This is a genomic window from Streptococcus respiraculi, assembly GCF_003595525.1.
GTDB classification, from domain to species: domain Bacteria; phylum Bacillota; class Bacilli; order Lactobacillales; family Streptococcaceae; genus Streptococcus; species Streptococcus respiraculi.
On sequence record NZ_CP022680.1, the window covers coordinates 1,700,448 to 1,720,452 of the forward strand.

General features: G+C 43.2%; 20 protein-coding genes and 1 pseudogene. 8 read left to right on the forward strand and 13 right to left on the reverse strand.

The annotated features are described in order from the left end of the window. Positions 1-238 precede the first annotated feature (238 nt). Positions 239-649: an OsmC family protein gene (locus tag CHF41_RS08215; RefSeq protein ID WP_119876811.1), complete on the forward strand. Its 411-nt coding sequence runs from the start codon at positions 239-241 to the stop codon at positions 647-649. Between the two features lie 28 nt (positions 650-677). On the opposite strand, the gene asnS is transcribed toward CHF41_RS08215, so the two are convergent. The 3 genes from asnS to CHF41_RS08230 all read right to left on the reverse strand — a co-directional run bounded on the left by asnS (position 678) and on the right by CHF41_RS08230 (position 3,944). After that, positions 678-2,024, reverse strand: a complete 1,347-nt coding sequence (asnS, locus tag CHF41_RS08220) for an asparagine--tRNA ligase (protein WP_119876812.1) — start codon at positions 2,022-2,024, stop codon at positions 678-680. 244 nt (positions 2,025-2,268) lie between these two features. Beyond that, positions 2,269-3,450 carry a pyridoxal phosphate-dependent aminotransferase gene (locus tag CHF41_RS08225; protein ID WP_119876813.1) on the reverse strand — a complete coding sequence of 394 codons (1,182 nt, stop codon included), beginning with the start codon at positions 3,448-3,450 and terminating at the stop codon, positions 2,269-2,271. Beyond that, positions 3,447-3,944 carry a cell wall elongation regulator TseB-like domain-containing protein gene (locus tag CHF41_RS08230; protein WP_119876814.1) on the reverse strand — a complete coding sequence of 166 codons (498 nt, stop codon included), beginning with the start codon at positions 3,942-3,944 and terminating at the stop codon, positions 3,447-3,449. Before CHF41_RS08230 ends, CHF41_RS08225 begins: the two co-directional genes overlap by 4 nt. A 139-nt stretch (positions 3,945-4,083) precedes the next feature. Between CHF41_RS08230 and CHF41_RS08235 the strand changes: the two genes are divergently transcribed. Continuing rightward, on the forward strand, positions 4,084-4,527 hold the full coding sequence (locus tag CHF41_RS08235; RefSeq protein ID WP_119877174.1) for a MarR family winged helix-turn-helix transcriptional regulator: 444 nt from the start codon (positions 4,084-4,086) through the stop codon (positions 4,525-4,527). Between the two features lie 128 nt (positions 4,528-4,655). Next, a complete protein-coding gene (locus CHF41_RS08240) occupies positions 4,656-5,201 on the forward strand; it encodes an NAD(P)H-dependent oxidoreductase (protein WP_119876815.1) in 546 nt (181 codons plus the stop codon). Positions 5,202-5,457: 256 nt separating this feature from the next. Here CHF41_RS08240 and yaaA read toward each other — a convergent pair whose 3' ends face one another. Next, complete coding sequence (gene yaaA, locus CHF41_RS08245; protein WP_119876816.1) at positions 5,458-6,195, reverse strand: peroxide stress protein YaaA; 738 nt, start codon at positions 6,193-6,195, stop codon at positions 5,458-5,460. A 102-nt stretch (positions 6,196-6,297) separates the two neighbouring features. On the opposite strand from yaaA, the gene CHF41_RS08250 reads away from it, so the two are divergent. From CHF41_RS08250 to CHF41_RS08260, 3 genes are all read left to right on the forward strand, one after another. Continuing rightward, positions 6,298-6,750 (forward strand): DUF1836 domain-containing protein, encoded by a 453-nt coding sequence (locus CHF41_RS08250; RefSeq protein ID WP_240622947.1) that lies wholly within the window; start codon positions 6,298-6,300, stop codon positions 6,748-6,750. Continuing rightward, on the forward strand, positions 6,734-7,384 hold the full coding sequence (gene trhA, locus CHF41_RS08255) for a PAQR family membrane homeostasis protein TrhA (RefSeq protein ID WP_119876818.1): 651 nt from the start codon (positions 6,734-6,736) through the stop codon (positions 7,382-7,384). The genes CHF41_RS08250 and trhA overlap by 17 nt, the downstream gene beginning before the upstream one ends. 61 nt (positions 7,385-7,445) lie before the next feature. Then, the gene (locus CHF41_RS08260; protein WP_119876819.1) at positions 7,446-8,714 is read left to right on the forward strand and encodes an aminotransferase-like domain-containing protein; all 1,269 of its coding nucleotides are present in this window, start codon (positions 7,446-7,448) and stop codon (positions 8,712-8,714) included. Positions 8,715-8,865: 151 nt separating this feature from the next. Here the strand turns inward: CHF41_RS08260 and CHF41_RS08265 are convergent, their stop codons facing one another. The 3 genes from CHF41_RS08265 to CHF41_RS08275 form a co-directional block, all read right to left on the reverse strand. Further along, on the reverse strand, positions 8,866-9,306 hold the full coding sequence (locus tag CHF41_RS08265) for a GNAT family N-acetyltransferase (protein ID WP_119876820.1): 441 nt from the start codon (positions 9,304-9,306) through the stop codon (positions 8,866-8,868). Between the two features lie 15 nt (positions 9,307-9,321). Continuing rightward, positions 9,322-9,816, reverse strand: coding sequence for a rhodanese-like domain-containing protein (locus CHF41_RS08270; protein WP_119876821.1), 495 nt, complete (start codon positions 9,814-9,816; stop codon positions 9,322-9,324). A 123-nt stretch (positions 9,817-9,939) separates the two neighbouring features. Then, positions 9,940-10,785 (reverse strand): DegV family protein, encoded by an 846-nt coding sequence (locus CHF41_RS08275; RefSeq protein WP_119876822.1) that lies wholly within the window; start codon positions 10,783-10,785, stop codon positions 9,940-9,942. Between the two features lie 183 nt (positions 10,786-10,968). Here CHF41_RS08275 and CHF41_RS10345 point away from each other — a divergent pair. Then, positions 10,969-11,226: pseudogene (locus CHF41_RS10345) on the forward strand (TetR/AcrR family transcriptional regulator); the annotation flags it as partial. A gap of 338 nt (positions 11,227-11,564) precedes the next feature. Here the strand turns inward: CHF41_RS10345 and proC are convergent. From proC to CHF41_RS08300, 4 genes are all read right to left on the reverse strand, one after another. Beyond that, the gene (gene proC, locus CHF41_RS08285) at positions 11,565-12,350 is read right to left on the reverse strand and encodes a pyrroline-5-carboxylate reductase (protein ID WP_119876824.1); all 786 of its coding nucleotides are present in this window, start codon (positions 12,348-12,350) and stop codon (positions 11,565-11,567) included. Positions 12,351-12,362: 12 nt separating this feature from the next. Beyond that, complete coding sequence (locus CHF41_RS08290) at positions 12,363-13,601, reverse strand: glutamate-5-semialdehyde dehydrogenase (RefSeq protein ID WP_119876825.1); 1,239 nt, start codon at positions 13,599-13,601, stop codon at positions 12,363-12,365. Between the two features lie 17 nt (positions 13,602-13,618). Next, entirely contained in the window at positions 13,619-14,695 is a 1,077-nt protein-coding gene (gene proB, locus CHF41_RS08295; RefSeq protein ID WP_119876826.1) for a glutamate 5-kinase, read from the reverse strand. Between the two features lie 233 nt (positions 14,696-14,928). Next, entirely contained in the window at positions 14,929-17,391 is a 2,463-nt protein-coding gene (locus CHF41_RS08300) for a bifunctional DnaQ family exonuclease/ATP-dependent helicase (protein WP_119876827.1), read from the reverse strand. A gap of 128 nt (positions 17,392-17,519) precedes the next feature. Here CHF41_RS08300 and CHF41_RS08305 point away from each other — a divergent pair, with 128 nt between their 5' ends. After that, positions 17,520-18,155, forward strand: coding sequence for an MBL fold metallo-hydrolase (locus tag CHF41_RS08305; RefSeq protein WP_119876828.1), 636 nt, complete (start codon positions 17,520-17,522; stop codon positions 18,153-18,155). Positions 18,156-18,352: 197 nt separating this feature from the next. On the opposite strand, the gene ftsX is transcribed toward CHF41_RS08305, so the two are convergent. Next, entirely contained in the window at positions 18,353-19,282 is a 930-nt protein-coding gene (gene ftsX, locus CHF41_RS08310) for a permease-like cell division protein FtsX (RefSeq protein ID WP_119876829.1), read from the reverse strand. Beyond that, positions 19,275-19,967, reverse strand: a complete 693-nt coding sequence (gene ftsE / locus CHF41_RS08315; protein ID WP_119876830.1) for a cell division ATP-binding protein FtsE — start codon at positions 19,965-19,967, stop codon at positions 19,275-19,277. Before ftsE ends, ftsX begins: the two co-directional genes overlap by 8 nt. Positions 19,968-20,005 lie beyond the last annotated feature (38 nt).

The following is a 20,005-nucleotide window of genomic DNA, read 5'->3' on the forward strand; positions in this document are numbered from 1 at the left end:
CCTACCTCTTTTGTTTTTTCTTTATTATAGCACATTTTTAGGAAATGAGAGGCAAATCGTTCTTATCCACTTCTTTACTTCTTTGGTGTATAATATAGTGGATTGAGAAAGGAATAGGACAAGGCAAGGTGCTACAGATAGAACTGGCGTTCATCAAAGTAACTTAACGATGTCCTAACCTTTATTTAAGTCACTATAAAGTATTGATGAAAAAGATAATGATAATTAGGAGGTTTTGATGCTATATTCCGTCACCGCTACCAACCAAGAGGGCATTCATGGACAAGTTACCTTATCCAGCCCAAAATCCGTCCAAACCGCTCATCCCCTCACTGAAGAAGAAGGATTTAATCCAGAAGAACTCATAGCAACCGCTTGGGCTACTTGCCTCAACGCAACCATTCAAGCTCTCTTGGAAAGCCAGAAACAAAGCAACCAATCACGGGTTGAAGTGACCTGTGAACTCCACCGAGAAGCTACTATTGGTAAAGGGTACTACTTTCAGGTCAATGCCAAGGCTAGCATTGAAGGATTCTCACTTGAAGAAGCTGAAAGTCTCGTCCAGCAGGCCCATAGTCGATGTCCCGTTTCAAAACTCATTGCTCAAAGTCAGACTATTGCACTTCAAACCACTGAGTGGAACACATAAAAAAGCGCTTGAGGCGCTTTTTTTGTATTTACGGTTTAATCCGATGCAACATGCGTGGGAATGGAATGGCTTCACGGATGTGCTTGGTACCAGCGACGAAAGTCACCATCCGCTCGATACCAATTCCAAATCCTGCGTGGGGAACTGAGCCATATTTACGGAGGTCAAGGTAAAATTCGTACTCTGAACGATCCATGCCAAGACTTTCCATTTTGGCAACAAGGGCATCGTAGTCATCTTCACGGACAGAGCCTCCGATGATTTCGCCATAGCCTTCTGGCGCAAGAAGATCCGCACAAAGAACGCGGTCTGGATTACCAGGGACTGGTTTCATGTAGAAAGCCTTGAAGCTAGCTGGGTAGTTGACAACAAAGGTCGGTACTCCAAAGTAGTTTGAAATCCATGTTTCATGTGGAGAACCAAAGTCATCTCCATGCTCTACGTGCTCATAGTCCGTATCTTCGTCTGCTTCATGCTCTTGTAAAAGACTAATCGCATCATCATAAGAGACACGTTTAAATGGCTCTGCAATGTATTTCTTCAAGAGGTCCGTATCCCGTTCCAAGGTCTCAAGCGCCTGCGATGCACGGTCTAGAACACCTTGGATAAGTGCCTTGACATAGGCTTCTTGCAAATCAAGCGATTCTTCATGCGAAAGGAATGAATACTCGGCATCCATCATCCAGAACTCGGTCAAATGGCGGCGGGTTTTTGATTTTTCCGCACGGAATACTGGACCAAAGTCAAAGACACGACCGAGCGCCATTGCTCCTGCTTCCAAGTACAACTGACCTGATTGGCTCAAGTAAGCAGGTGTGCCAAAGTAGTCGGTTTCAAAGAGTTCTGTTGAATCTTCTGCGGCATTTCCAGACAAGATTGGGCTGTCAAACTTAATAAAGCCATTCTTATCAAAGAATTCATAAGTCGCATAGATAATAGCGTTGCGGATTTGCATAATGGCCATTTGCTTACGAGAACGCAACCACAAATGACGGTTGTCCATGAGGAAATCCGTTCCGTGTTCTTTTGGTGTAATTGGATAATCTTTTGATTCACCAACCACTTCAAGGTCTGTAATATCTAGTTCGTAGCCGAATTTTGAACGCTCATCTTCCTTGACAATCCCTGTCACAAGAACAGATGTTTCTTGGCTCAAACGTTTCACAATATCAAACTTAGCTGTTCCTTCTTCTTCACCAAATGTTTCAATAAAGTTTGGCTTAAAAGCAACTGCTTGGAAAAAGGCAGTTCCGTCACGGAGTTGCAAGAAGGCAAGTTTTCCTTTTCCTGATTTGTTGGCAACCCAAGCACCAATCGTTATTTTTTCACCAACATGGTCTTTGACATCAATAATCGATACTAAATCTTTAGACATAATTTCTCTTTTCTTTTTCTATTGTAATTGTTTATAACTCACATCTATAAAGCAGCAAATTTGCTTTATTCGCTATTTATGTTTGACATGGTAGACAGCTTGATAAACCAAGGTCACTTCTTTATGCGTTTTAGCATTATCAAATCTTATTTCGTAGCCAAGCGGAGCGAGTGTTTTTTATAAAAATCTCTGGAAATGTACAAGCCCTTGACTCGCATACTCAAATGGTCAGTCATAGAAGCACTTAATCCTGTTCCATAAATGCTTTTAGGCGGTTAACAGCTTCTTTTAAGGTCTCAAGATCAGTCGCATAGCTAAGACGGACATTTTCTGGTGCGCCAAAACCTGCTCCTGTCACCAAGGCAACTCCTGCTTCTTCCAAGATGGATGTTGTAAAATCGGTCACATCCGAAAAGCCCTTCATTTCCATAGCTTTCTTAACATTTGGAAAGAGGTAGAATGCTCCTTGCGGCTTCACCACTTCAAATCCCGGCACCTCTGCAAGCAAAGGATAAATGGTATTGAGACGTTCTTCAAAGGCCTCGCGCATGCGCTCTACCGTATCTTGCTCACCGATAAGTGCTTCAATGGCTGCATATTGGGCAGCTGCTGTCGGATTGGACGTTGTCTGTCCTGCAATCTTACTCATGGCAGAAATGATTTCTGCCTCACCCACTGCATAACCAATCCGCCAACCCGTCATGGCATAGGTCTTCGACACACCGCTGATAACCAGCGTCTGCTTCCGAATCGCTTCAGATAGACTAGAAACCGGTGTGAACGTATTCCCATTATAGACGAGCCGTCCATAAATATCATCTGCTAAAATGAGAATATCATGCTCTACAGCCCAATTTCCGATTGTGAGTAGCTCGTCCTTGCTGTAAATCATTCCAGTCGGATTAGACGGTGAATTGAGCACGAGGACCTTGGTCTTGTCTGTCCGCGCCGCCTCTAATTGATCTACCGTCACCTTAAAATCATTTGCTTCTGTTGCCTGAACAAAGACCGGCACACCTTCTGCCATTTTGATTTGATCTGCGTAGCTGACCCAGTAAGGTGTTGGAATAATCACCTCATCAAGCGGATTAATAACGCTCATGAAAAAAGTATAGAGAGAGAATTTTGCCCCTGTAGCTACTGTCACCTGATTTGGAGCGACTGCATATCCGTAAAACTTCTCAAAATACTGGCTAATCGCTGCTTTCAACTCAGGAAGACCACTTGCAACCGTGTAAAAGCTAGCACGACCGTCTTGAATCGATCGGATAGCTGCTTCTTGGATATTTACTGGTGTGGTAAAGTCAGGCTCCCCTAGGGTCAAAGATAAAATATCCTGTCCTTGTGCCTTCAACTCCTTGGCCCGCGCTCCCGCAGCCAGGGTCACACTCTCTTCCATTTCAAGCACTCGCTTTGATAACTTCATATTCCCTCCTTACTCAGCAATTTCCCACCTTCAAAAGTAATAGCATAGTAGATCTGACCAGATTTTACTTCCCAAATCGGTTGATTTTTAAAGTAGCCAAAGGTCACTTTTGAAATCTCACCAGCTCCATTTTCTTTGGCAATCGCCTCCGCTTTTTCTTGAGAAATCCCTTCTACCGCCTTATAAACAAGAATTTCCGACGATTCTTCTGGTATCAAGACTAAGACGTCTTCTGCTGCCTGATTTTTTCCAGTCACACTATAATAGCTCTTTTCGCCATTGTAGCGAGCGACCTTAGAAATAGAGGTCACGCCTGCATATTGGATTGCCACCTGCTCAGCCTGCTCTTGTCCCTGTAAAAAAGGACGGGCCGACACTTCCAAAATATACAAGATTGAAAAAACAATAACAGATACAAGGACAAATACTCCGATAAGAGACTGCTTGCCAAGCGTCATGCTGGATTTACTGGTGCGATTTCTCATTTTTGCCATAATAGAATTATTATACTATAGATTAGCTCAGAATGCCATTTTTTCTGGCAATTTGCCTGAATTTTTTCAACAGCTCTTCACCGCTATTCCAAAAGCCCTTCCTCTTGCAGTTCTGCTCAATTCTTGCTACACTATCCCTATGAAAGAAAATGTGAAAAAAGCCCTAGAAAACAACAAAGAAGCCCTGCATAGTCTGGTCATTCTCCACCGCGCTTCCGATACCATTTATAAGCAAGAAATTGAAACCATGAAAAAATACAAACTGACCATGGGACAATTCGGAGTATTAGAAGCTCTCTACAATAAAGGAGGTCTCCGTATTCAAGAATTGATTGATAAGCTCCTCAGTACATCTGGCAATATGACAGTTGTTATCCGAAACATGATGAGAGACGGCTATATTACAAAAGTACCTGATTGTCATGACAAACGAGCTTTTCGAATACATCTGACCGATCTTGGTCGCCAGACGATTGAGGCTATTCTACCTGAACATTATGACAATATTGGACGAATTTTTAATGTTCTCAGCCTTGAAGAACAGGAAAATCTCAATAAGATTTTAAAAAAATTTAAAAGATAAATCAAAAATATTGCTAATTAGTGATAATTTTGTTATCCTAGTTTTATCGCTTTCAAAATCAAAAGATGATTGTTGTGATAATCTTTTGGTTTTGAAAGCACATCAGACATATAAAGGAGACCATACTCATGGCAAATGTATTATTTTTAGTCGGTTCACTTCGTGAAGGTTCATTCAATCACCAAATGGCACAACAAGCTGAGGAATTGTTAAAAGGAAAAGCAACTGTGACTTACCTTGACTACAGTCAAGTGCCTGTCTTTAACCAAGACCTTGAAACACCTGTCCTTCCTGCTATTGCAGCAGCTCGTGAAGCTGTCAATCAAGCAGATGCTATCTGGATTTTCTCCCCTGTTTATAACTATGGCATTCCTGGTCCAGTGAAAAATATTCTTGACTGGCTCAGCCGAGCGCTTGACTTGTCAAATCCAAAAGGGGTTTCTATCCTCCAAGATAAATTGATTACTGTATCTGCTGCTGCGAACGGCGGACATGAGCCACTCTTTGCAGCCTACAGTGCCCTTCTTCCATTTATCCGTACACAAGTTGTGGGTGAATTTACAGCTTCACCAATCAATCCAGACGCATGGGCAACTGGTCAATTCGTCCTTTCGGAAGAAACAGCTGCGAAATTAGAAAAACAAGCTACTGACCTTCTTGCAGCGATTGGATAAACAATAAGGAGATCGGACAAAAAGAGTTTTCTGTTAGAAATTCTATAATTTCATGTAGCATCTTCTACTAAAAAATATATAAAAAGCGAACAAAGAGAGTTTTTAAGATTTCAACTCCTCCTTTGTTCGCTTTTTATTTTTCTAATCAGACCTTTTATACGTAATCTTTCAGATTACATGCTTTTGTGGGTGAGCGCTACGAGCTCATCCTGGTTTGTCCCACTCCCTATCTGAATTCGGAAACGCGTGGAACGACTCAGAATGCAGCATGTTTTCGTACAAAAATCAACTTTGCGTCTTCTGACAGATCCGCCCGATAAGCAAAGTCGTCAAAGGTCAACTGACGAATCTCATCGAGGGTCTGAACATTCTTTTCTGCCATGAGTGACACGAGGCGCCCCCGCCCTTTCTTAGAAATGGTGGAGTGAACTTTCAGTTCTCCCTCTTTATCCTCCATAAAGACAATCTGTACCATGCGCTTTTGGATAGCTGGTGAAAAGACCTGCTCAAACTCAGACGAAGCAAGAGAAATAATCAAGTCTTCATCTGCTAACTGTTCATCGTACTGCGCCCGCCAAAATTGCTTGAGCGATTGCCCTTCTACTTTTAGCTGTCCTTGAAAATCCAAGCGATGCGGAGAAATCAAGGTAAAAGGTGCGATTAAGCCATAAAAACCAGTCGCAATCAAGACATGCTGAGCGAGATAAGCTTCTTCAACCTCACTCAAGTCCCGGCGTTTCATATAGCGGTACATGAGGCCATCGTACAACATCCAAGCGGGATAGGACTTAGCTTGCTGATGAATCATACGATGCCAACGGTCGGCTTCAAGCTCTGCCTTATCTTCCTTTAATTTGTAGAAAGCTGCCAAGTCTGCGGCTGACATCTGGCCTAGAGCCTCCAGAACGGCCCTACTCTTTTCAGACAAAGGAGCAAAGGGATGATTTTCTAAATTAGTATTTAATTCTTTTGCATTTGGAAGGATGATTTTCATAGTATGATTATACCATATTTTTTTCTATCATTTACCCTTTCCTTGCTTTTTCGTCATTAAAATTATATAATCTAGTTATGATAACTAGATTATAAGGAGTTTATGATGAGTTCTTTACCTAACTGGCAGCAATTACCTAATTTGGAGCTGTATCTGGATCAAGTCCTACTCTATATCAACCAAGAGACCAGTCCTTTTTTAGCACATCATGAAAAGCCACTTACGGCTTCTATGGTCAATAACTATGTTAAGCACGGCTATATTCCCAAGCCTGTCAAGAAAAAGTACAATCGTGCACATCTGGCTCGTCTCATTATTCTCAGTATCTGTAAACCAATTTTTCCGATTGCAGATATTCAAGAAATCATTGATCTTTTGAAAAAGGACCACGAAGCAGCTGAGCTTTACAATGCTTTTGTCGCTTGCTTTTCAGGTAATGAAACGGCGGAGTATCCGACCATTTTGCAAAAGGCTTGTCAGACCATTCACTTTTACCAAGAAACGCTTGCACTCATTCCAAGTTTAAAAGGAGAAGACTATGAACCAAAGCTTTAAACTGTCCCTCCCCCTCTCCTTTGGTGAAGAGGTGGGCAATGCCGTCACCCATGCGGTTAGCGCATTTTTAATGTTAGTACTACTCCCGTTCTCAGCCATTTATAGCTATGAAAGGGGTGGCTTAATTCAGGCGATTGGAGCCTCTATTTTCATCATTAGCCTCTTTCTGATGTTTCTTTCCTCAACCATTTACCATTCTATGGCTTATGGTTCGACTCACAAGTATATTTTACGAATCATCGACCATAGCATGATTTACATTGCCATTGCAGGTAGCTACACTCCAGTTCTGTTGACACTCATGCCCAACTGGCAGGGCTACCTAATTTTGGTCATTCAATGGGCGACGACGATTTTTGGTATTCTCTATAAAATTTTCGCCCAAAAAATCAACGAGCGCTTCAGTCTCGCTCTCTATCTCATCATGGGCTGGTTGGTGGTGCTGATTGTACCGCAGGTGGTCAGCCAAACGGAACCTACATTCTGGTTTCTCATGCTGGCAGGCGGGATTTCCTATAGTATCGGCGCTATGTTCTATGCCAAGAAAAAGCCTTACTTCCACATGATATGGCATTTGTTCATCATTCTAGCCAGCCTCTTGCAGTACCTTGCGATTGTCTTTTACATGGTCTAATCCAACTGCAAGACTTGTTTCTAGGATTAAAAGACAGTATACTATCTGTAGGGGGACAGTTATGACTACTAAATACCAAACAATCATTCAGGATATTATCACAGGAATTGAGCAGCATCATTTTAAACGAGGGCAAAAACTGCCTTCTATTCGCAGGCTGAGTGAGCAGTATCACTGTAGCAAGGACACCGTTCAAAAGGCCATGCTCGAGCTGAAATACCAAAATCGGATTTATGCAGTGGAAAAAAGTGGCTACTACATTTTAGAAGATCAAGATTTTCAAGACAAGACGGTCTCGCTTAATCCAGAAGATTTCTTGCAGCTGCCCTACGAAGATTTTCGGACCTGCGTTCATGAAAGTCTGATTGGGCGAGAAAATTACCTCTTTAATTACTATCATCAGCAGGAAGGTCTGGAGGAATTGGTTGCTTCTCTCCACCAGCTGCTCATGGATTACCATGTCTATTGTAAAAAAGACCAGTTGGTCATTACGGCTGGAAGCCAACAGGCACTCTATATTCTGACCCAAATGCAGTTGGCGAATGGGAAAGAAGAAGTCTTGGTGGAAGAGCCGACCTACTATCGGATGAGAACCCTCTTGGAACAACAGTCACTACCATTTCAGACCATTGAACGAACCTTGGACGGGATTGATGTGACCCAGTTAGAGCAGATTTTCAAGAGCGGGAAGATAAAGTATTTCTATACCATTCCTCGTCTCCACAATCCCTTAGGAACGACTTATGACCGTGACACCCAGCAGGCTATTGTTCAACTAGCTGACCAGTATGACGTCTATGTGATTGAGGATGATTATCTGGCAGATTTTGATAGTGCAAAGACCCTGCCACTTCATTATCTTGATAGCCACGACCGTGTCATCTATATCAAGTCCTTTACACCGACCCTTTTCCCAGCCCTACGCTTGGGTGGAATCGTCCTGCCACACCACCTACGTGAGCCTTTCTTAGAACATAAGAGGTTGATTGATTATGATACCAATCTTATCATGCAAAAAGCCTTATCGCTCTATATTGACAACGGCATGTTTGCCCGCAATACGCGCCACCTTTATCAGCTAAAAGAGGAACACCAAGCAGAGATGAGGGAACTTCTAACCCAGTATCAACTCCCTTATCCCTACCAGCTCGCCCAAGAACAGCTGACCATTCAGCTTCCTAAAGGAAAGCTCACAGCCCGTCTCAAACATGGCGTAAGGCAAGGAACAATCATGGGAGCTAAGTCCTACGACTACCTCCAACTCCCCTATAGCACGGATTTTGCGAAACAGCTCCGACACATCCTTGAGGAACTGACCGAGGCTAGGTAAATACTCTTAAACTAAAAACGCATACTATCAACTTCTCTAAAACCTTGATAGATGCGTTTTTATATAAACCGTTGTCAGATTTTGACTCAAAATAGAATTTTGCCCAACCTCACTTTATCTCTTATCCATTACTAGTTTTACGACAATCGTTCTACGAGTAAGAGGGGAAATATCTCATAAACAAATAGAAATCTTCAATGTTGTCAGACGGGTGAAAACCTTGCTTGATCCAAAATTTCTTGGCCTTTTCATTTTTGATATGAACAGGGAGTGATATGCGCTTCGTATGGTGCTTTTCTTGCAAATACTGCATCGAATGTTGGGCTGCTTGGCTGCCATAGCCTTGACCTTGAAAAGCATCATCAATCAAAAAGTTGATGATCTCAGAGTGTTCATTATGAATATAGAGTGACACAAAGCCAATTAACTGGTCTTGATGATAAATGCCAAAGGCTTCCATGCAATTACGGTAAAGCCAGGCTTCTGCTAGCGAATACAAGACAGGGTCTACAAAATCCTCCTCTGCAACGCTCACTGTCAACGCAATACAAGCCTGAAAATTGTCCTCATCAATTGGTCTGAGTGTAATCATATTTCCTCCCTAATCTTATCCGACAGATGACCACCAACCCTGAACGGTCGCACCAATCGCCTTTATCTGGTCTACACTTCCTAAATCATAGACATAGTGAAAGCCCTCATCGCGCAAGAGCTTGGCTGCCTGAGCTGACGAGCCATTATCTGAACCATAGAGATAAATAGGTACATCGTGGACCAAGGCTGGAAATTCTTGCTTGCCTAGGGTCGCTAACGGATAATGTTCTGCAATCTCCACATGCCCTAGCTGGTATTCGATAAAAGAGCGCACATCATAGCACTTAGCGCCATTTTTGACAGCCTCAAGCACCTGCTCAAAGCGAATTTGATACTTCTGCGCATCCTTACTTGCCTCTGACCACTTGATTCCTATCTCCACACGACCAATCGGCCATTGCCCTACTCTACTTGTCTCCTCCGGTTTGGTCGCTTTTTCACCATGCCTATAAGCAAAGAACGCAACGATACTAATTAGAATGACTAGGACGATACTTGTTTTTCTCATTCAACTCCTTATGTTCATCACGTAAAAAGGCAATGACCAACTGTCACTCGCCTTTTGTTGTCTTAGAACCTGTATTCACAGCTAGCTCAGCAACTCCAATCGGGAGCTTATGAACACAGATTCTTAAATTTCATACCCCATAAGAAGACCATTTTCTTCTGCGTAAAAGCTACATAATCCAGAAGTTGGTAGGGCTTCAATCAGGGCGTTGGGATACATGTTGCGCACCAATTCCGAGAATTGGTGGCAGAATTTGTCATTGTTACGGTGGGCAATCACGATTCGTCCACCCTTATAACCTGCTTTGAGAATTTCTTCAAAGGCTGTCGTGACAGATTTCTTATGACCACGCGCTTTTTGAAGTAACTCGAGCTTGCCTTCGCTACTTGCTTCACCAACCATACGGATATTAAGAAGCCCAACGACTGCTCCAACCAGCTTACTCAAGCGTCCATTTTTGACTAGATTATTGACCTTAGCAAGAACAAAAAGCAACTTGGTTTTTGTCTGATAGTCGGTAATAGCTGACACCACTCCCTCGTAATCAAGACCTGAAGCAATCAAACGATTGATTTCTCCGACTAGCAAATCCATTTCCCCACCAGCCGAAAGTGTATCAATCAAATGAATATTAACCTCTGGATGTTCTTCCAAAAACATCTCTTTCGCAACACGAGCGCTATTGTAACTACCAGACAGAGAGCCAGTTAGGGTTAGGACAATCACGTTGTCAGCACCTTGATAGGCAGCCTCGTAGGCCTGCGGACTCGGGCATGCTGAACCTGCTGCGTCTGATGAAGCATACATAGCTTCCATCATCTGATCAATATCAAGGCTTGCATCATCAAGGAAATGCTGATTTTCAATGCGTACTGTCAAGGGAACAATTTCAAATAGGGTATCTGGCGCGAGATTCGCTAGTTCTTTATAATCACACCCTGAATCTGCGACAATTTTCCATTTAGCCATAAAGGTATTTCCATTCTATTTAAGTAATAAGGCTAAGATTTTTATTTGACAAGCAAACTATCTTACTTTACAATTATATCATGAAATGATATGAAGTGAAAGCATTTTCTTTCAGCTGTCACATACTGCCAACACGAAATGAACAAGCTTCAGCTTCTCGATTTATTTTAGGAAAGGCACGCTATGCAAAAACGGACAATTTCTCCTAAATCCTTAAAAAATTTAACCCAATCCAATAAAGAAATCAATCAATTAACCCGTGAATCCATTGAGACAGCCCTACTTTTTTTGCTGGAAAAAAAGGATATGCGGCAAATCTCGATTTCCGAATTGGTTCGAAAAGCAGGGGTTTCCCGCAACGCTTTTTACCGCAACTATAAATCAAAAGAAGAAATTTTAGAATTGGCTTATGAAAGAACCTCACAACATCTCATGGACAAGTGGCAACAGATTCAAAAAAAGGTCCACGAAGATGGGATTCAGCAGAGCTTTTCAGACTTTATCCAGCAGCAAAAAGACAAGGTCGAAGATACCAAAACCTTTTCAAACATCAGTCAGTGGATTAAGGATAAGACCAATCAGTTGAATAACAGATAAGCTAAAACGGTAGGAAAATCTTCCTACCGTTTTAGCTTATCTAGCTTTCGAGTTTCTAGGCTCGGGCTAAAATAATCCACTGGATTATCCTCGCTTTTGTGTTTCTAGGCTCGGGCTAAAATAATCCACTGGATTATCCTCGCTTTTGTGTTTCTGAGCTCGGGCTAAAATAATCCACTGGATTATTTTAGTCCCAAATCTTTCGTCCGTTTAATGGCTGCTTTTATGGCTGCCATAATGGCATAGCGAAAGCCTTCTTTTTCGAGTTCGATAACTCCTGCAATGGTTGAGCCTCCTGGTGAGGTGACTTCCTGTCTCAGCTGGGCGGGGTGCTTGCTGCTTTCCAACACCATTTGGGCCGAACCTAGTAAGGTCTGTGCAGCCAAGTGTTTAGCTTCAGAAGCGGTCAAGCCGTGCGCTACTCCTGCATCCATCATGGCTTCAATCAATTGATAGACAAAGGCTGGGCCACATCCTGCAAGAGCAGTCGCAGCGTCCATCAGCTTTTCATCTACTCGTTTAACCTGCCCTGATTGGGATAAGAGTTGCTCGGTCACATCCGCCAATTCAGGATTGATGAGAGCATAGGTTGTCATCCCTTGGCCGATTGCAACAGGGGTATTGGGCATAATCCGAACCACTTGACTAGTTGGTAAATACTGAGTCAGCTGGTCTAAGCGAATACCTGCTGCCATAGAAATCCAAATGGCGGACGCGTTTTCCGCAATAGCATCTTCCATACCCTCAAGAAGAACCGTTAGCAAATGAGGTTTGACCCCTAAAAAGATGATATCTGCTTGCTGAACAATCTCAAGATTGGAGAGAAGCTGCCCTCCGATTTGCGCTTGCAATTTCTCTGCACGCACTTGGTTATGATTGCTCAGTAGTAATTCTACTCCCTCTTGTTTCGAGATGGAAAGGGCGATAGCCGAGCCCATATTCCCCAGTCCGATAAATCCAACTTTCATAGACATTCCTTTCTAGCGTAGCTGCCCTGTACCTGTAATAATATACTTGTAGGTGGTCATTTCACGCAAACCCATTGGACCTCGGGCGTGCATTTTCTGGGTAGAAATACCCAGTTCGCAGCCTAGACCGAATTCACCTCCATCTGTAAAACGGGTCGAAGCATTGACATAGATGGCTGCTGAATCAACCATTCGAGTGAAATAGGCTGCTGTTTCCGCACTTTCTGTTATGATGGCTTCGCTATGACCTGTTGAATGTGCCGCAATATGGACAGCCGCTTCTGCCACATCTGCAACGACTTTCACGGCTAAGATATAGTCTAAAAATTCTGTATCAAAATCAGCAGTTCCTGCCAATTGAGCATGATGCAAATAAGTAAGAGCTTGATTATCTGCCCGCAATTCGACTTGACCTGCCAATTGCTCTTCCAACATCGGCAAGAATGTTGCTGCGATATCTTGATGAACCAGAAGCACTTCTGCCGCATTGCAGACAGATGGACGGCTGGTTTTAGCATTGAGAACAATCGATGTCGCCTTTTCCAAGTCCGCTTCTTGATCCACATAAACATGGCAAATCCCTGTCCCTGTTTCAATAACAGGGACCGTTGCCTGCTCCACCACCGCTTGAATCAAGCCTGCTCCACCTCGTGGCACTAACAAATCAATCTTCCCTTTTGCAGTCATCAGCTCAAGAGCCGAAGCGCGGCTGGTGTCCTGTACCAGTTCCATCACTTCTGGCGCAATTCCTGCTTTGACAAGACCTGCTTTTAAGGCGGTGACAATAGCTTGACTGGAATGAAAGGCTTCTTTTCCACCGCGGAGAATGACCGCATTTCCACTCTTAATCGCAAGCGCCGCCGCATCTGACGTCACATTTGGTCTGCTTTCATAAATCATGCCAATCACTCCAAAGGGAATGGAGGTTTTCTGAATCCGAAGACCGTTTTCTGCCTGATAGTCATCAAGAGTCAGACCGACCGGATCTGGAAGAGCAACCAAGGTCCTAATCCCGTCTGCCATTGCCTGTACCCGCTCTGCTGTTAAGAGCAGTCTATCCTGCATAACTGGAGCAATAAGGCCTTGTGCCTGCTCCATATCACGGCTATTTGCTACTAAAATCTGCTCACAATCTGCTTCAAGCTGGTCTGCCATCGCCACAAGTGCCGTATTTTTTTGCTCTGTACTTGCCAAGTTGATAGCCGACTTATGTCCTAAAAGACTGTCTAATAAGGCTTGTGTTGTAGTCATAACATCTATCGTCCTTTCTATAGGCTGACCCAGTCGTTGCGGTGAATAAAGATACCTTCCGCTTTTTCAGTGGAGAGTTTCTGTTCTAATTCTTCTGAGGAGAGCTTGACCCGACCTTTTCCAATTATACGGTGCGTCTCCTGACTGTAGACAGACACAATATCACCCGACTGAAATTTCCCTTCAATTGCTTTGATCCCTGCAACCAGTAGGCTACGACCCTTTCTCAGCATGGCTTCTGCTGCCCCTCTATCAATCTCAACAGAGGCTTCAGTCCGTGCATAAAAGGCCAGCCATTGCTTGCGCTGGTTCATTGCTTGTCTATCCGCCAAGAACAAAGTCCCTTTATTGGCTTGGGTAACTGCCTGTAAGAGAGCCGTATCTTCCTTTGAAGAGCAGATAAAAACTGGTACACCTGATCTGGTCGCAATCTGCGCTGCCTGCAATTTTGTCGTCATACCACCTGTTCCGTTGGAAGATCCTGCTCCAGCTGCCATGGCAAATAATTCGTCGCGAATCTCTGCAATTTCTGACAAATGCTTGGCGTTAGGATCTGTATTTGGATTGGCTGTATAAAGACCATCCACATCTGTCAACAACACCAGCAAATCTGCTTTTAGGAGCGATGCAACTTGGGCAGACAAGGTATCATTGTCTCCGACCTTGATTTCTTCAATCGCAATCGTATCATTTTCATTGATAATGGGAATGGCATGTTGATGCAGTAAAACCTGCAAGGCTTGGGAGGCATTTTGGTAACGTCTTGCGTCTGCAAAATCGTCTTGCGTTAGAAGAACCTGAGCTGATACAATCCCGTCTTTCATAAGATTTTGGGTATATTCCTCAATCAAGAGTCCCTGGCCCACCGCAGCACTAGCCTGCTTTTCTGCAATCTTAATCGGCCGTTTGTCAAACCCCAAACGACGAAAACCAGCCGCAATCGAGCCTGACGTCACTAAGACCAACTGGTAGCCCTGCTGATGTAGCTGGGCCAATTGATTGGTAATACGGGCAATTTTGATACGATCCAAACTACCATTTTCCTGTGTGAGCGAGCTAGTCCCCACCTTAAAGACGATTAGCATATCTTTCATACCTGCTTCTCATTTCCTAACTAGATAAGGAAAAGTATAGCATACTTCCTGCATTTTGACCACCGATTCTAGTATGTAAACATGGATATTCTAACAAGAATCGGAAGGAATTATATGAAGGAAAAGCTATACCAAAACGGAATAACTATAAAAAACTGGGGATTTCCCCCAGCTTTCTTAGAACCTGTATTCACAGCTCAGCAACTCTATTCAGGAACTTATGAATATAGGTTCTACATTTCTTCTAAAAATTGTTCCATTCGCTCTACTAGGTGTTCTGGCTCAAGGCTTTCTAACTGGTATTCTGTCTTGAGGAATGTTTTAATCTGCTGACCATACTGCTTATCAATCAAACGATTGTCCAAGAGGATCACACAGGATTTCTGACGTGCCGAGCGATTGCTTCGTCCAATAGCTTGTTTCAACTTCAACATCATCATCGGCAGATGATAGTCATAAAAGGGGTTTTTCCGCTCTGCTTTCAGATGTCGATTCACCTTGCGGACAAAACGGTCCTGAGGATTTTCAAACGGTAGACGGGGAATCAGCTGAATCATTTGCGGTTGACTGGCAAAGTCTACTCCCTCCCAGAAAGCTCCAGTTCCTAACAAAACAGGCACTTCGCCTTTATCAAATCGGCGTTTCAGCGGCATTTCAAGACCATGGCGATGCTGAGCCAGATGAGGAATCTCAGACTCTTCCAAGATTTTCGACAACTCCAAGAGCAGGTTAATCGAAGTCAGCAAGACCAAGATTGGTCTACCGAGCTCTAACAAGTCTTGAATCTGCTGAGCTATGAATGCTGCATGCTCTTCCTTATTGAGAGAAACTAAATCAGGTAACTTACGGGGGTGTGTAATCAGTTGATTACTTTTTTGATGATTAGGCAGTCGATCAAAGGTGATTGATTGAAACCCTAGTAAGTCTGCCACATTCACCTTTTTACTAATTTCCAGAGTGGCACTGATACAGCATATTTTACTATTTGGCAAAAGACTTGCCACATCAAGCACATCTTCCTGACTGGCTCTTAGGAAACTCAGGTGCTTCTCATCTACCTTGCGTTCTTCCAGCCAAAACTCCCGTTTCTGACCTAACAACCATAGCCAGTCTTGAAAATCGCTGTCGCCCAGCTCTTCCAAATTTTGTCTGAGAGCTGCAAGGTCTTGTGGTGCTAATTCTCGCTGGCCAGTTGCTCGGAACTGTTCTAAAAGATGAGTTAACTCAAAAGAACAGGCTTCTAATAAGCGTTTTTCAAGAAGCAGGCTAGTTCTGTCCAACTTGCTCTGGATTAGGGCTTCACAGTCTGAAATCGATAATTCCTGACTGGCATATTCTTCTGCTGCTAGGGCCAATTTTTGCGCTTCATCGATGATCAAGAGCCGATTCTGCATCCAAGGAGTATCTGATACGTGCTCCAAAAAGTAAGCATGGTTGGTCAGGGTGACATGGCTTGAGCGGGCAGCCTCTTGCGCTCTGTACCAAAAATCCCACTCCCCAAACAAGGATTGCTCATCCCAGTTGCCGTCATGCCGTAGCTCATCGAAATAAGCTTGATAGCGCTGCTGCTTAAGCTCATCTAAATCTCCCGTCTCCGTCTCACAAAGCCAGACCAAGAGGTGCATTTTATAACGATTCAAAAGTCGGTTCTCATCTTGCCGCTCCAAGGTTCGCCAAAAAGTATCCAGCTTGAGATAATGGCGAGGAGACTTGATACTAGCAAGCCCTATACGAAAAACCTCTGACAGCCTTTTCCCCTCATTTTCCATAATCTGCTGCTGCAACATCTTAGTCGGTACCACTGCAAGAACAGGGCGCTCACTATGGGCTAGCGCTGGAAGCAAGTAGCCATAGGTCTTACCAATGCCTGCCTGCGCCTGAATGAAATGCACATGTGCATCCGCGTCTTGCAGGCGTTTTTCCATGATCTGGGAAAATGCCTGCTGCTGTGGCCGCTCATCCAGCCCTAAAAGAGCGAGATTGGTCGCAAAATCTGTTGATAGATGATAAGGTGCTTGTAGTGCAGCTGGTTTCTTCAAACAAAGACCACCTACTGACACCAGATTTTCAGGCAGATAATCTGATAAGATAGGGTATAGCTCATCAATCACCAAGCGAGATTCGTAGAGCAGATAATCCGCAAACTCAAGAATATGCCCCACAGTCTGCTTTGGTAATTGTTGAATCTTCTCTTGAATTTTTAAGAGGAGCCTTGCAGTTGCAGTTGCATCTGAAATAGCCGTATGGGCCTGCTCCAAATCAAGGGTCAACTCCTTTGCAAGATTGCTCAGACTATACTTGTCTAAAGTCGGGAAAAATAGCTGGGCCAATTCGACCGTATCAACCCGCGGGGTGTGTAAATCGTAACCTTCAAAAAAGAGGGCTTCTGCTAATAAATTGGCATCAAAAGACACATTATGGGCTACAAAAATGGTTCCTTCTAATAAGTCATAAATCTCTTTTGCCACCTGACCAAAATCAGGAGCTACTGCTAATTGCTGGTCGGTAATGCCGGTCAATTCGCGGATATGGTAGTCCAATTTTTCATAGGGATTAATGTCTGTTGCGTAGGTTTCGACAATCTGCCCTTCTTCTACAATGACAATCCCAATCTGAATAATCTTAGCATAACTACTACTGCTCGTCGCTTCTAAGTCCACAACAGCATATCGATTTGCTTGTTTTTTCTCTGTCATAACAGTAAAATTATACCATATTTCCCTCAAAATCCGTCAGCTTTTCATCATTGTCGATAAGAAAAAGCAGACAAGCGCCTTATTTTTTGCTAGACTAGAGGAGAAAGACTGTCCAAAGGAGAAATGAAATGAAACTGCATAAAACCGTAAATCCTGTCGCCTATGAAAATACCTACTATTTAGAAAATGATTCTCACCTTATCGTGGTGGATCCAGGCAGTGATTGGGCAACTATTCGACAGACGATTGAACGGATTGGAAAGCCAGTGGCGGCTATCCTCTTGACCCACACCCATTATGACCATATTATGAGCTTGGACTTGGTGCGAGAGCATTTTAGCATGCCACCTGTCTACGTGGCTGAAAGTGAGGCTAGTTGGCTCTACACACCTGAAATGAATCTCTCAGGACTTGCCCGCCACGATGATATGGAAAATGTCGTCTGCCGACCTGCTGAGAAAACCTTCCAATACGACCAAGATTACCTGTTGGATGGATTTCGCTTTTCAGTTGTTGAGACACCAGGACATTCTATCGGCGGTGTATCTTTTATCTTTCCAGATCAAGAACTCGTCATCACAGGCGATGCCCTTTTTAGAGAATCAATCGGCCGCACCGATTTACCAACTAGCAATTTTGATGATTTACTATCCGGTATCAAAAACAACCTCTTTACCCTACCAGGGCATTACCAAGTCTATCCTGGACATGGGCACTCTAGCACCATTTCCCATGAGAAAAACGTTAACCCGTTTTTTAGATAGTCACAGTTAGGGAAATGACTGTGACTACCCAATCTGATAAATTAGAGAGCGAAGATCAGCCTGTGATTATTTTAACCCGAACCTAAAAAATCAAGAACGCGGATAAGCTAGCGAAGAATTTTAACCCAAGTTAGGAAATAAAAATATGAGCAGTCAAAAAGCGAAAGTTTTTCCAACTTTCGCTTTTTAGTTCATCACTAAATCTTCAAGAATCGTCTCATGGAAATCACTGATCCCAATGCTCCAATCACAATTCCAACAACAAAGAGGCTGGCAATCATGGCTGGAACAAAGACATTCATACTAATCAAAGACAGATTTTGCGATGCTAGAGAAGCATTAATTGATGTATAGAGCATCTGATAGGCAAAATAGACCAAAGCAGACGGCACAATCGCACCGAGCAAGCCGACCCAAGCTCCTTCAAGCAAGAACGGTCCGCGAATATAGCTATTTTTTGCTCCAACCAAGCGCATGATTTGAATTTCACGACTACGCGAGATAATGGTAATCCGAATAGTATTTGAAATCAGGAAGACCGCCGTAAAGAGCAAGAGCCCTGTTGCTGCAAATCCCCATGTTTTCACAAGACTATTTAACTTGAAGATTCGTTCTGTTTCCACTTCACCGTCACGAACTTCTGTGACACCATCGATTTTTGCAATTTCTTTTCCAACAGATTTCACATATTGCGGGTCTGTCGTTTCAATGATGTAGGCATCATACAGCGGATTTGCATCTCCTTTAAAGAGATTCCAGGTTTCCCCTAGGGTTGCAGTCAAATGCTCCAACTGCTCTTCCTTACTTGAATAGTCCACACTTTTGACATTATCCAAGGCAAGAATTTGTTTATAAACCGCTTGAAAGTCAGGGTTTTCAACCGTTTGTCCTTGATCATTGACAATCGTTTGGGCATTATCAGTCGAATTCGCACGCAAGTAGACATTGATGCGAACATTGTTGGTCAAATCAGCTGTCAGCTTGGTCGCATTTAAAATAACAGAAGCGAAAATTCCGACCAAGGTCAAGGTAATCGTCACTGATGAGATGGCTGCAATCGTCATCCATCCATTTCGCTTGAGGCTCTTTAAAGACTCAATAAAATGTCTAAAAAATCGTCTAATCATCGTATCCGTACTCTCCTTCTACTTCATCACGTACCACTCGACCGTCTTCGATTGCGATAACGCGATGGCGAAGTGTATTTACGATTTGGCTATTGTGGGTCGCCATTAAAATCGTTGTCCCTTGGAGATTAATCCGCTCCAAAAGATTCATAATTTCCCATGAATTTTCAGGGTCCAAGTTTCCTGTTGGCTCATCGGCAATCAAGACTTTTGGATTATTGACAATGGCACGGGCGATCGCAATACGCTGTTGCTCACCACCAGAGAGTTCATTTGGAAAAGAGCGAATCTTGTGCTTCAATCCTACTAAATCTAAGACTTCCATGACCCGTTTTTTGATGCTACGTGGTTTTTCTCCAATAACTTCCATAGCATAGGAAATGTTTTCAAAAACAGTCTTTTTCGGAAGCAATTTATAGTCTTGGAAGACAACTCCGACACTGCGGCGCAACATTGGAACATCCTTTTTCTTGATTTTAGCAAGATCAAACTTTCCAACTTTAAGCGAACCTTTATCCAACTTTTCTTCACGATACAAGAGCTTGATAAAGGTTGATTTACCAGCACCAGAAGGTCCTACGATGTAGGCAAATTCACCTGGTTCTACATTTACAGACACGCCTCTCAGCGCGGTTGTTCCGTTTCCATATTTCTTGGAAACGTCTTTCATTTCAATAATTCCCATAAGGTATTCTGTCGAAGACAGTTCCTTTCTTTTGATTT